Origin of the sequence: Acidocella aquatica, assembly GCF_030160635.1 — a bacterium.
Taxonomy (GTDB): Bacteria; Pseudomonadota; Alphaproteobacteria; order Acetobacterales; family Acetobacteraceae; genus Acidocella; species Acidocella aquatica.
Genome location: NZ_BSOS01000007.1, coordinates 270,379 through 282,721, shown reverse-complemented (window position 1 = coordinate 282,721; position 12,343 = coordinate 270,379). Strand labels below are relative to the sequence as shown.

Here is a 12,343-nt window from a genome sequence, read left to right as displayed (position 1 = left end):
CGGAGCCGGAATATGAACATAAGTGCACCCATTATTTTTAAAAAATCTGCAGGTGTTGCAACGATTACCTTTAATCGGCCGAAAAGCCGTAACGCTCTGACCATGCAAATGTGCCGAGATCTGATAGAGTTCATCAGTGGCCTGAATGGCGATGAGCAAACGCGTGTGTTGTTGTTGCGCGGTAACGGTCCAGATTTTTGTTCGGGTGCGGATCTGCGCGAGATGACGGATATTTCGGCTGTTACGCCACAAGCGCGTGCTGCGGAAGTCGGGCTTAATGTTCTTGATGTTTCGCAGGTTCTGTTTACTGCGCTGCATAAAGTTGATGCCCCGATTGTGGCGGGTGTGCGCGGCTATGCCATAGGTGCTGGCATGCAGTTTGTTCTTGCGGCGGATTTGGTGGCGGTGTCGGAGACCGCCAAGCTTGCGGTGCCGCAAGTCCGGTTGGGGCATACTGCCGATCATGGAGAGTCTTATTATCTGCCGCGCAAGGTCGGTTCCGCACGGGCTATGCAGATTTTGCTGTTGGGTGAGTTTGTTACGGCTGCGCAGGCCGGACAGTTTGGACTGGCAAACTGGGTTGTGCCGGATATGGGATTGGATGCGCAAGTTGATGGGATTGTTGGCAAACTTTCAGCGAGTCCGCCGGCGGCGGTTTTCGGTATGAAGGAGCTGCTGCGCAATTGCTTTCATAATACACTTGAACAACAATTTGCTGAGGAACTGGCCGTTGTTAAGAAATGCGCTGCGACTGATGATTTTGTTGAGGCGATGGCGGCCGCAAGGGAAAAGCGGCCTCCCATATTCCGCGGCCGTTGATTGCCGTCGTGTTTTGCGAATAGGAGGATGATATGCCCAGCGCCATGTCTGCTCAAGACGTTAATCTTTCGCTTCTAGCGATTAAAGGCGATGCTCTGCTGCGCGAACTGAACCAGTTGCGCGCGTATGATCCGATTTACTGGAGTGAGGAATCTCATTGCTGGATAATAACGGGTCATGCTGAGGTTACTGAAGGTTTTAGTGGTAGTTTGCCAATCTCGAGTCATGCCTTTCCTGAGATGCTATATAATATCATGCCAGCGGTGGAAGCCGATGTGCGGTTGGTTAACTCTGTCTATTACATGCAGAAAATTTCGACCAATCTCGATGGTGCTGAGCATGCAAGAGTGCGGGGCTTGTTGGTGAAGGCGCTAAATCGCAAGCTCGTTGAAAGTCTGAGGCCTTATGTGCGGAATCGTATTTCGGTGTTGCTTGATAAAGCTGCGCGGCTTGAGGAGCTAGAATTTCATGAAAGTATTTCGCGCATGCTGCCGGGGGCGGTTATTCTGCGTCTTCTGGGGTTGCCCGAGGAGTTTTTGCCGCGGCTGAAAGGCTGGTCGGATGGTGTTACCACGGCGCTCACATCTTTCAACCCGGAACCGGCGTGGCTCGATCAGTTGGAAGTGGTTGTTGCGGATATGCTGGATGTTTTTCGGAAGGAAATTGAAAGCCGCCGCCGTTTTCCAAAGGAGGATTTTATTACCCAGCTTATAGGCGCCGTGGATGGAGATGCCCGTCTCTCGGAGGATGAAATGCTGGCGACGTTGATCCAGGTAATCATCGCGGGTCATGACTCGACGACCAATTCATTGACACTTGGCATCCGCGCCTTGGCCCAATACCCGGCCGCTTGGCGGTATTGGCGCAGCCATCCGGAGAAAAGTCTTGAGTGCTCAATTGAGTTAATGCGTTATATCGCGATGTCGGCTGCCATGTTCCGGATCGTTGCGGAGGATTTTGAGTGGAAGGGGCACCGGATGAAGAAGGGGGACGTCCTTATGTTGATGATCGCCGGGGGCAATCGCGATCCTGGCCTTTATAAAAATCCCGAGACGTTGGATTTTGCCCGTGAGAACAATGATCGCGCATTGATGTTCGGTCCGGGGCTTCATCATTGTATCGGGCATCTGCTTGCTAAATTACAGGTAAGTGAGTTTTTTAACGCAGTTGTGCAGCGCTTCGACGGTGTGGAAATTCTGGAAGAACCGCAATTCACGCCAGGTTTAATTTTTCGGAGTGTGCAGGGTTTGAAGTTGCATTTTATGCCGCGTCAAGACGCAAAGGGCGTTTGATTTTTAACATCGGGCCTGGTTTCATTTAAAATGGCAATACTGAGTGGGGCAAAGCGAAATTTTCAAGAAATACGCGGGTTATTTGCAAGACCTGTGCAGGCCGGGATGAAAGGGAGAATCACCATGTTGAAGGCTGCGCTGCCAACCAGAGAGCCTGGGCGCACTTAAGGCGATCAGGCTCTCGTAATATTAAAGGCGGTATAGTGTTGGCCGGCGGTCGGTCAGATAGGGGTCCAGAGCGGTGTAGCCAGGGTTTTTTGGGTCTATCACGGTCAGGAGCAATGTTTCCGTGGCGCCGGCCCGTGCGAAAATGCTGCCATCGGGGCCGGCGATCACGGAGTCTCCTTGATAGGATGTGCCATTTTCGGAGCCGCAGAGATCTGCGTAGATGATAAATACATGATTTTCAAAAGCGCGGGCAGGTAGCATCATCTGTGCGACATGTGCTGCGGGTGTCCCCCGCGGCAGAGCCGTGGGAACCAAGAGAAGTTCAGCGCCGGCGAGCGCCAGCGAGCGCACCATTTCAGGGAATTCGACATCGTAGCAGATCAGCATCGCGAGCTTGATGCCGGCGTATTCAATGACCGGCGAGAGCGCGGAGGCGCGGGTATACGCCTTATTTTCCAGTGGACCGAACAGATGGCATTTTCTGTAAAAAGTGCAAGTGCCATCAGGTTGGGCAAAAACTGCGGCGTTATAAATGGTCTCGCCATCCCGCTCGGGAAAGCCGGCTGCGATTGCGATGTCGTAAGTACGTGATATTTCGGTGATGCTTTGTATCATCGGCCCGTCGCGGCCTTGCGCGAGGCGGGGGATATCGTCCCAGATGGCGTAGCCGGTGACACCCATTTCAGGTGTCACCAGCAGTTTTGCGCCGAATGCCGCGGCGGATCGTGCAGCCTCGCTGATCCGTGCCAGATTGGCGGCGGCCGAGCCGGCGGGTTGCATCTGTAGCGCCGCGACTTTCATGGGATCAATAATCCTCGTCAGCTACGTAGCTGCCGATACGTTGCACCAGATCAGGCATCCGCCGGGCCAGAATGATGCCGTAGATAATAGCCACCAACAGCCCGGCTCCGGCCATGGCCGGATAGAGGTTGAACGGTGCGGGCTGCCCCGGCTGAACCAGGCCCCAGAGCGGGAAGAGTGTTAGAACCACGCCAAGCACTGGAATGATGCCATGTTTCAGCATGCTGAAGTCAGATTTATGGAAGCGCAGAATGTAGACCGGCAAGGCGATGGTAGTGGCTAGATAAACCATGATGATCGGGATGGTTCCCAATGTTCCGGTATCGCCGAAGATCGTTACGGGATCGAGATTCCAGCACAGCAGGGTGATGGCCAGGGCCGTGAGAATATAAGCCCACATGGCGATGTGGGGCGTTTTGTGCTGGGGATGGATTTTGCCAAAAAATACGGGAAGAAGTCCCTCCCGCCCGGCGCTGAAGAGGATGCGCGCCTGCGAATTGGTGAGACCCAGCAGGCAGGAGAAAATGCTGGTCATGCCAGCGAGATAAGCGACAATGAGAAGGCCCGCGGCTGAGCCTTTGAGGGCGTCGATATAGGGCAGGGTTGAGTTGCCGATTGCCTTGGCATCATTATGGAAGGCAATCTCCGTTGAGTAGGCGAGGAATACGTAGACGATGCCGATCGCGATTGTGCCGATCACCAGGGCGCGGGGGATATTTTTTCGGGGATCGGAGGTTTCTTCAGCCAGGGTCGCTGAGTTTTCCCAGCCGACGAAGGAGTATATGGCGAGGGGGAAGCCAAGCCCAATGCCTGCCAGCCCGCCGGAAAGGTTGGAGGGCAGGAAAGGTGCCCAGCTGAGAGAGCTCCAATTGACAACCAGCATCACGACGGCGCCGATCAGCAGCAATGTAAGTTCAAAGTAGAAAAATATGGCTGCCCAGGTGGTGGAGATTTTAACCCCGCGGGCGACCAGAAAGCCGCAGATGCCGGTGGCGAGGATGCTGAGTAACTGCCAGGGTATGTTGATGCCGAGATAGAGCTTGATCGTGTCATGCGCCCAGCCGCCTGAAATGGCGACAATGGCCGCCGCCGCGATGGCGTAGCCGACAACCGTGAAGAGAGATGCGGCGGCACCTGCGGTCGGCCCGAAAGCCATGCCGATGAAGGTGACGAATGATCCGGTGCTTGGCCGGTATTTGGAAAATTCGGCGAGCGTATTGCTCAAGAATAAAACCACGACCATGGCGACGATGATCGTGAGTGGCGCCGCCACCCCCGCCCCGCCGACGATGACGCCGAAGCCGAAATAGAAGCTAACCGCGGGTGCGATATTCGCGAGGGTGGAGGCCACAATTTGTGGTAATCCCAACTGGTTTCGGCTCAGCCGGTCCGCATTCATCAACGAGGCAGTCATTGCAATTTCCCCTATGTCGCGGCGATCGGGGGTCTTTTGCCCCTGTAAAGCACGCATGTTGTATTAAGATTGTGTTGAGTTACGTGTTACCGGTTAAATTCCCTGACGCACAGAAGCACAGTTTTTTGTATGAGAAATGCATAAAATGCGTTGTGGTGAGAATAGTTTCCAGAAGGTTAATTTGGGAGGGTTAATAGGGAAGGTTAATAGGGAGGGTTAATAGGTTGGCGGCGTCACCGCGCTGAGAATTTCGGCTGGTTCAGCGCCGATGTTTTTAAACCTGTGCGGGTCACGGCTATCAAAATAATAACCATCACCTTTGTTGAGTATGCGTGAATGGGTGCCGACCGTTACTTCGAGGCTACCTTTCAGGACCATGCCGGCTTCCTGAGCGGAATGATGGAAGGCATCCCCTGTGTCGGCGCCGTTTGCGTAGGTCTCATGCAGCATCAGAATTTGCCGGTTTGGATGGTTGATCCCGATCATGCGGTAAGAAATGGAATTCACGTTGCCAATTTCAACAAATTCATCGGCCCGGTAAAATGGAGTGTGCGGAAGCCTGGACTGAAGATCCGAGAAAAATCCGGTCAAGGTGGTGCCGAGCGCATCAAGAATGGCGCTGAGTGTTTCAACCGACGGGCTCATCCGGTCGCGCTCGATCAGGGAGATTGCCGAATGCGAGATGCCGGAGCGAACCGCAAGCTCGCGCACGCCAAGGTGCCGCCGCCCGCGAAGTTCCCGCAATTTTTCACCTATTTTTGGCATGGTTCGTTTTGGCTGCCCGGCAGCCCTCCTGGTGGGATGGTGAGAATACTAGACTAGCGCAAATTTCCCGATTGTGAAGAGCATCTGCTCGTCCGATGTTGGGGGAACGTCTTTGAAGGCATAGGAAATCCCATGACAGGTCCAAAGGTCCGGCTGCCGCCGGGAGTAAGCTTCATTAAAGCCCCGGGGCGCAATGCCGTCACCGATAATGTGGAAATTGAGGCGAAGGTGAAGGAAATCATCGCCTCGGTGCGGCGTTTGGGTGACACCGCCGTGCGGCGGTTTGCCTTGGAGTTTGACAGATCCAGCCTGGAGAGCTTCGAGGTCGGCCAGGCGGAGCGGGAGGCCGCGGTTAAAGCGCTTGATCCGCAGACGCGCCAGGATACCGAATTTGCAATCGCAAACGTACGCGCCTTTGCGCAAGCGCAGCTCGCCACCATGGGCGATCTGGAGGTTGAGTTGCTGCCGGGAGTGCATCTCGGGCACAGCATTATACCTATCCGGCGTGTGGGCGCTTATGTCCCCGGTGGGCGTTATCCGCTTCTCTCGGCGCCGGTTATGACCATTGTGCCTGCGAAAGTGGCCGGCTGCGAGGAGGTGATTGCGTGTTTGCCGCCCGGCGCGCATGAGGCGATGATCGCTGGTTGCCACCTCGCGGGCGCTGACCGGATTTTTCGTGTTGGCGGCGCGCAGGCCATCGCCGCGATGGCATACGGTACGGAGACAATTCCTGCTGTTGATAAAATTGTCGGGCCTGGAAATGCCTTTGTCAACGAGGCGAAGCGGCAGGTGTTTGGCCCCGTTGGGATTGACCAGCTTGCCGGCCCGTCCGAGATTTTCATAGTGGCAGATGCAAGCGGGGATGCGCGGATGATCGCGACGGATCTTCTGGCTCAGGCTGAGCACGATGTACGGACGAGGGTTGGCCTGATTACGACGGATCGTGCATTGGGCGAGGCCGTGCTGGAGGAAGTGGAACGTCAGTTGACGGGGCTTTCAACCGCGAATGTGGCGCAGCCGGCATGGCATGATTATGGCGAGATCACCTTGTGTGATTCAGAGGCGGCCATGGTTGCCTATTCGGATATCGTCGCCGCTGAGCATTTGCAGGTTCATACGGTGGACCCGCATATGATGGCGAAGAAACTCAGAAATTACGGATCGCTTTTTATCGGACCGCTCGCCAGCGTGGTCTACTCGGATAAATGCAGCGGGACGAATCATACTTTGCCGACCATGGGGGCAGGCCGCTACACCGGCGGGTTGTGGGCCGGGTCTTTCGTGAAGGTCTGCACGCATCAATGGATGGAGAAACAGGGCGTCGCCGTGGTGGCGCCTCCCGCGATGCGCCAAAGTGCGGCCGAAGGGTTGGAGGGGCACCGCAGGGCGGCCGCCTTCAGGCTGGGGATGGAATAGCGGCCCCGCATATGAGAGCAATAGGCATGAAATTGCTTGCTTAAGCACGAGCCTGGCGTATTCGGCCATTTGCTGAATACGCCAGGGCAATGCGCCGTTATGGGCGGGTGATGTAGTTTTGTAACGCCGCGACCTCAAATTGCGCTTCTTCGAGAAGCTGTTTCACCACGTCACCGATTGAGATGATACCTTCAAGCTTCCCGTCAGCGATAACGGGCACGTGACGGGTGCGGTTCAACGTGATCATTTCCAGGACGTCTCCAATTCTGTCTTCGAGTGTACAGACGGAGACCAGCTTGGTCATTAACGCGCTAACGGGCATTGTGAGTACCGACGCGCCATGCTCGACGATGCCGCGAATTATATCCCGTTCGGAAATAATGCCGATCACCTTATTGCCGGCATCAACGACCGGCGCCGCGCCGATCCGGTGGGCGTAAAGCACAGCCGCCAAGGACGAGATACTCTGATCCGCGACGGCCGTGACGACATCGCTGCCCTTATGTTTCAGAATTGAATAAACTCTTGTCTCCACTGCGATACTCCTGGATATTGCACGTTGTGCATGCACTAATCCCAGAGGTTGCTCACCCGAGGCGATCATAGCTGGCGAGCATCTGGATGTTGAGCCGTAATTTATATCGGCGCTCAAAACGTTAACGATTTAATTTAACCGAATATTAGGCAAATAGGTAGTTAAATTTAATCAAAGCTACACCCTGTGTTTAAGTGTTAGGCTTCATTGATCGTAGCCGGGGGAACGCGGCATGCCGGGGCTTTGTGTCACCGCGGTGTTGTCCTCGGCCAGGTAAATTGCCCGGGAGCGGGCTAATCCGGCCGTTGCGTGTTGTATGGCGGAGATCAGCGGTGCGGGATATATGCCCAGGGCGAAGAGCAGTATGACCAATACGCCCAGCATGGCGCCGCCGGTGGGGGAGGTTTTTGGCGTGGCGGGGGGGCTGGCCAGGCTGGGCGCTGGCGATAACAGCACGGCGAGAATGCGCAGGTAGTAGTAGAGGCCGATAACACTGCCGGCGATCAGCGCGGCCAGGGGCAGTAGCAATTGCATTCCCACACCTGAGGCGATTACGTAGATTTCCGCGACGAAGCCCATGGTGGGCGGAAGGCCCGCAAGCGAAAGCAGCAGCACCGTGAGCGCGCCGGCCAGCCAGGGGTGCGACCACATCAGGCCGCGATAGCTCTCCAGCCGGTCGGCATCGTGCCCGATGCCGGGGCGCGAGAGCAAGGTGATAACGCCAAAAGCGCCGATGGTGGTGACGGCATAGGCTGTAAGATAATAGCTGGCGGCCTGAAGGGCGATCGGGGTGCCGGCCAGAAGTGCCACCAGCACGTAGCCGAAATGGGCAATCGAAGAATAGGCGAAAATGCGTTTGATGTTATCCTGCAAAAGGGCCAGCAGGTTGCCTGCGAGCATTGAGAGAATGGCCAGAAGGGAAATAGCCCAGAGCAGGGATGGAAAACGGTATCCGCCGATGAGCGCAAAATAGCGCAGCAACAACGCGAAGACCGCAACTTTTGAGACCACGGCGACATAGCCGGTGACCGGGGCGGGGGCGCCTTCGTAGATGTCCGGTGCCCACATATGGAACGGCACGAGCGAGAGCTTGAAGCCGATTCCGGTGAGCAGCATGGCAAAGCCGGCGAGGGCGTAAATATCGCCGTGGGGGGGATTTGTATCCCAGATACGGCCCAGCGCGGTGAAGGACATGGTGCCGAAATCAAGATAGATCAGCGCGATCCCGAACAGGAGGAATGCCGAGGAGACGCCCGCGAGCACCAGATATTTGAGCCCGGCCTCGATCGCGCGGGCCCGTTTGACCGGGTAGGCAATGAGCCCGATCAGGGCAATGCTGAGTGTTTCCAGCCCAAGGAAAAACGAGGCGAAATGCATGCTTGCCAGCAAGGCCGCGGCGCCGAGCGTGGCGAGCAGGAGCAAGAGGTAATATTCCTCAACGGGGCCGCCGTCATCCATTTGGTTGAGGTAGGTATAGGACAATAGCACCACCGCGATGCAGACGGCGATGATAAGTGCCAGAAAGAAGCTCGTGAAGCCATCGACCTGAAACATGGGCGTTAAGGTGACCGGGGCAGGCGGCGCCGTGGCGCCTGTGGCAATGAGCGCCAGCAGAAGCCCGGCAAGCGTTATCGCGGCGATGAGCCGGTGATCGCGCCGCACCGCAATCAACAGCATGACGGCCACCGCGGTGACGGATAGCGCCAGAAAGGGCAGGGCAGCGAACAGTTCGGGGCTCATGGCGGTCTTCCGTCAGCCAGCAGCAGGCCATCTGGCGTTGCCGCTTGCAAGTTTGCCAGGCCGGATGTGGCAACATCGAATACCGGTTGCGGATAGAGGCCAAGCCAGATGATGGCGGCGATCAGCACGGCCATCACAGCCATATGGGGCGCGTGGAGGTCCGCCGCCGGTGCCGCTGCGCGCGGGGGGCCGTGAAAGGTTTTTTGCACCATGATCAGCGCGTAGGCGGCGGCTGTGATTACGCCGAGGGTTCCGGCCACGGCGAACGCCGGATGCGCCTGATAGGTGCCGAGCAGGATAAGGAATTCGCCGATGAAATTGCCAAGCCCCGGCAAGCCGAGCGAGGCGATGGCGAAGAACATGCCGATGGCGGAGAGCCGGGGCAGGTTGGCCCATAACCCGCCGAAGCGGCTCATGTCGCGGGTATGCAGCCGCTCCTGCAACGCGCCGGCGGTGATAAAAAGTGCGCCGGTGCTGATGCCGTGAGCCAGCATTTGCACGACAACGCCCTGCAGGGCCAGTGTGTTCCAGGCAAAGATACCGAGCAGGACAAACCCGAGGTGACTGACACTGCTATAGGCAACCAGCCGCTTGATGTCGTTTTGGCCAAAGGCAAGCAGGGCGCCGTAGATGATGCCTATGACGCCGAGCAGCATGGCCACGGGCGCGAAGCGGCTCGCCGCGAGGGGGAATAATGGCACCACGAAGCGCAATAACCCATAGGCGCCGGTTTTGAGCAAAACGCCCGCCAGAATGACACTCCCCGCCGTTGGCGCTTGCGTGTGTGCATCGGGCAGCCAGGTGTGGAATGGCACCGCCGGCAATTTGACAACGAAAGCCAGGATGAAGCCGAGCATGATCCACATTTCGGTTGCCGGTTGCATCTTGGTGCCGAGCAGTTGGAAGTAGCTGAACGTGAACGTCCCTGTTTCGCGTTGATGCACAAAGGCCAGCGCAAGAATCGCCAGGAGCATCACCAGGCCGCTGCCCTGCGTGAAGAGGAAAAATTTGATCGCCGCGTAGGTACGATTCTCGTGTCCCCAGAGGGCGATGAGGAAATACATGGGCACCAGCATGATTTCCCAGGTGAAGAAGAACAGAAACAGGTCAAGCGCCAGAAAAACGCCGATTGTGCCGCTAAGTGTCCAGAGCAGATTGAAATGGAAGAAGCCGGTTCGCTCGGTGATTTCGGTCCAGGAAATGATGACGGAGATGATGCCCAGCCCAAGGGTGAGCAGAACCAGGAGCAGACTCAATCCATCCAGGCCGAGTTGAAAGGAGATGCCAAGCTGCGGAATCCAGGGGAGTTGCAATATGGCGATCCATTGGCCGCGCCCGGTTATGTCGATCGGCGCGCTGCTGCCGCTCCAGAGGTGCAAGAGAACCAGAAGGTCGAGTGTCAGCGCCGCCAGCGAGATCCAGCGCGGCGCTGCCCTGTGCCAAAGTGCGGCGGGCCAAGCCAGCAGGCCGCCGATGGCGGGAAGCGCCATGAGCCATGCCAGCATCATTGGAGCACCGAGATGGCTATTGTGACGAGAGACCCGGCGGCAAGCCACCCGGCGTACCATCTGATGCGCCCGGTTTGTGACTGGTGGAGAAACTGGTGCGCCATTCGGCATGTCAGCGCGATGATTTGGTAGACATAATCCACCGCGTCATTCCGGTTGACGCGGACGATGGCTAAAAAAGGCCGCACGGCGAGGGCGTTGTAGAGCCTGTCAAAGCCCCAGCCGGTAAACAAAAACCGGCGCCAGCCCAAGACGGCGGGGGTGGCGGCCCAGGCTGTGAACCGAGGGGAGGAGCGCATGTAGAGCGCATAGGCGAGACCTGCGCCCGCCAGCGAAACCAGTGACGCCGCCAGCAGGCGCAAGTTGGCCGCGCTGCCGGACACGACAGGCGCTTCACCAAAAACGCTCGCCAGGAATTTTGAAAATAATGTTATGCCGCCCAGCCCCTCAGGCGTTTCCACGAAGCCGCCGATCAGCGCCAGTAACGAGAGCGCGATCAGGGGCAGTGTGATCCTGGGGCCGTAATGCCCGCTGACCGGCGTTTTCAGGTCTCCGAAGAACACAATGAAGACCGCCCGGAAAATGTAGAGCGAGGTGAGGAAAGCGGTGATCACGCCAGCCGCCCACAACACGGGGATGCGGCCCCCTTCCGCCCAGGTTGCGGAGAGGATCATCTCCTTGCTGTAAAACCCGGCGGTTATCAGTGGCAGCGCGGCGAGCGACGCGGCGCCGATAAAGAAACTCCAGAATGCCACTGGCAAGCGTCTGGCCAGCCCGCCCATGCGGAAGATGTCATGCTCATGATGCAGCCGCATGGTGATGGCACCGGCCGCGAGGAATAATAATGCCTTGAAAAAAGCATGTACCATGAAGTGGAAAATGGCAGCACTCCAGGCGCCGACGCCCAGGGCAAGAAACATGTAGCCAATCTGGCTGATCGTGGAATAGGCGAGAATGCGTTTGATGTCGTGCTGGTTAAGCGCAGCGAAGGCCGCGACGAGAAGCGTGGCCGCACCGATAACCGCCACGGCCATTTGCACGGCCGGCGCGAGGGCGAATAACATGTGGGTCCGGGCGATCAGGTAGACGCCGGCGGTCACCATGGTCGCGGCATGGATCAGGGCGCTAACAGGTGTGGGCCCCGCCATGGCATCGGGCAGCCAGGTTTGTAGCGGAATCTGCGCGGATTTGCCGATGGCGCCGATGAGTATAAGGACAGCAGCCAGCGTTGGCATTGTTGAACCCGCTGGCCAGGATTGGGTGGCGCGCAGCATGAGCGGCTGGATCTCCAGCGTGCCCAAATGGGTGAACAATAAAAACAGGCCGATCATCAGGCCGGTGTCACCAATGCGGGTGACGATGAAGGCCTTGCGCGCGGCGAGGCCGTTGGCCGGATCCTGATACCAGAAGCCGATCAATAGATAACTGCACAGGCCCACGCCCTCCCACCCGGCATAGAGGAACAATAGGTCACGGGCGAGCACAAGGACCAGCATCGCCGCGACAAACAGGTTCATATACGCGAAAAACCGGCTATATCCTTCATCTCCCGCCATGAACTCAGACGAGTAGAGCAGGATAAAGAAGCCTATAATGGTGACGACCAGCATCATTATGAGCGACAGCGGGTCAAGATAGAACCCAATCGCCGGGCTGAAGGAGCCGATGGCCATCCAGTGCCACAGGATGATCGTGAAGGCATTTCCGGGCGGAGGTGTTGTGATGAAGCCGATGCTGATGAATGATGCGATGATTGCGGATAAAGCAACGGAACCAACGCCGATGATGCTGACGAGGAGGGACGGCAAGCGGCCGCAGCCGATGATTAAAATCACCGCGCCGAGAAGAGGAATTGCCGGAACAAGCCAAATTGCGTGCAACATTC

At 57.2% G+C, this 12,343-nt stretch carries 9 protein-coding genes and 1 pseudogene; 3 read left to right on the top strand and 7 right to left on the bottom strand.

The genetic code is table 11. The features are described from left to right. The first annotated feature begins 12 nt into the window (after positions 1-12). Both QQJ84_RS03405 and QQJ84_RS03400 read left to right on the top strand, forming a co-directional pair. The gene (locus QQJ84_RS03405) at positions 13-819 is read left to right on the top strand and encodes an enoyl-CoA hydratase/isomerase family protein (RefSeq protein ID WP_284256573.1); all 807 of its coding nucleotides are present in this window, start codon (positions 13-15) and stop codon (positions 817-819) included. A 32-nt stretch (positions 820-851) separates the two neighbouring features. Next, positions 852-2,111: a cytochrome P450 gene (locus tag QQJ84_RS03400; RefSeq protein ID WP_284256572.1), complete on the top strand. Its 1,260-nt coding sequence runs from the start codon at positions 852-854 to the stop codon at positions 2,109-2,111. A 189-nt stretch (positions 2,112-2,300) separates the two neighbouring features. On the opposite strand, the gene QQJ84_RS03395 is transcribed toward QQJ84_RS03400, so the two are convergent. The 3 genes from QQJ84_RS03395 to QQJ84_RS03385 form a co-directional block, all read right to left on the bottom strand. Next, positions 2,301-3,080, bottom strand: coding sequence for a nitrilase-related carbon-nitrogen hydrolase (locus tag QQJ84_RS03395; protein ID WP_284256570.1), 780 nt, complete (start codon positions 3,078-3,080; stop codon positions 2,301-2,303). Positions 3,081-3,084: 4 nt separating this feature from the next. Further along, the gene (locus QQJ84_RS03390) at positions 3,085-4,494 is read right to left on the bottom strand and encodes an APC family permease (RefSeq protein ID WP_284256569.1); all 1,410 of its coding nucleotides are present in this window, start codon (positions 4,492-4,494) and stop codon (positions 3,085-3,087) included. A gap of 216 nt (positions 4,495-4,710) precedes the next feature. Continuing rightward, the gene (locus tag QQJ84_RS03385) at positions 4,711-5,259 is read right to left on the bottom strand and encodes a cupin domain-containing protein (protein WP_284256568.1); all 549 of its coding nucleotides are present in this window, start codon (positions 5,257-5,259) and stop codon (positions 4,711-4,713) included. A 132-nt stretch (positions 5,260-5,391) separates the two neighbouring features. Between QQJ84_RS03385 and hisD the strand changes: the two genes are divergently transcribed. Further along, positions 5,392-6,675, top strand: coding sequence for a histidinol dehydrogenase (gene hisD / locus QQJ84_RS03380; RefSeq protein ID WP_284256566.1), 1,284 nt, complete (start codon positions 5,392-5,394; stop codon positions 6,673-6,675). Positions 6,676-6,772: 97 nt separating this feature from the next. On the opposite strand, the gene QQJ84_RS03375 is transcribed toward hisD, so the two are convergent. The 4 genes and pseudogenes from QQJ84_RS03375 to nuoL form a co-directional block, all read right to left on the bottom strand. Next, entirely contained in the window at positions 6,773-7,210 is a 438-nt protein-coding gene (locus QQJ84_RS03375; protein WP_284256564.1) for a CBS domain-containing protein, read from the bottom strand. A gap of 312 nt (positions 7,211-7,522) precedes the next feature. After that, positions 7,523-8,950 (bottom strand): annotated as a pseudogene (locus QQJ84_RS03370) (NADH-quinone oxidoreductase subunit N); the annotation flags it as partial. Further along, positions 8,947-10,458 carry an NADH-quinone oxidoreductase subunit M gene (gene nuoM / locus QQJ84_RS03365; RefSeq protein ID WP_284256562.1) on the bottom strand — a complete coding sequence of 504 codons (1,512 nt, stop codon included), beginning with the start codon at positions 10,456-10,458 and terminating at the stop codon, positions 8,947-8,949. The pseudogene QQJ84_RS03370 and the gene nuoM, both read right to left, overlap by 4 nt. Continuing rightward, positions 10,455-12,341, bottom strand: a complete 1,887-nt coding sequence (nuoL, locus tag QQJ84_RS03360; protein WP_284256560.1) for an NADH-quinone oxidoreductase subunit L — start codon at positions 12,339-12,341, stop codon at positions 10,455-10,457. The genes nuoM and nuoL overlap by 4 nt, the downstream gene beginning before the upstream one ends. Positions 12,342-12,343 lie beyond the last annotated feature (2 nt).

What these genes read in the sequence shown, in the direction of transcription:
- nuoL (WP_284256560.1), bottom strand. Translation starts at nt 12,341, where the DNA reads ATGTTGCACGCAATTTGGCTTGTTCCGGCAATTCCTCTTCTCGGCGCG.
- QQJ84_RS03405 (WP_284256573.1), top strand. Translation starts at nt 13, where the DNA reads ATGAACATAAGTGCACCCATTATTTTTAAAAAATCTGCAGGTGTTGCA.
- QQJ84_RS03400 (WP_284256572.1), top strand. Translation starts at nt 852, where the DNA reads ATGCCCAGCGCCATGTCTGCTCAAGACGTTAATCTTTCGCTTCTAGCG.
- QQJ84_RS03390 (WP_284256569.1), bottom strand. Translation starts at nt 4,494, where the DNA reads ATGACTGCCTCGTTGATGAATGCGGACCGGCTGAGCCGAAACCAGTTG.
- QQJ84_RS03385 (WP_284256568.1), bottom strand. Translation starts at nt 5,259, where the DNA reads ATGCCAAAAATAGGTGAAAAATTGCGGGAACTTCGCGGGCGGCGGCAC.
- hisD (WP_284256566.1), top strand. Translation starts at nt 5,392, where the DNA reads ATGACAGGTCCAAAGGTCCGGCTGCCGCCGGGAGTAAGCTTCATTAAA.
- QQJ84_RS03395 (WP_284256570.1), bottom strand. Translation starts at nt 3,080, where the DNA reads ATGAAAGTCGCGGCGCTACAGATGCAACCCGCCGGCTCGGCCGCCGCC.
- nuoM (WP_284256562.1), bottom strand. Translation starts at nt 10,458, where the DNA reads ATGATGCTGGCATGGCTCATGGCGCTTCCCGCCATCGGCGGCCTGCTG.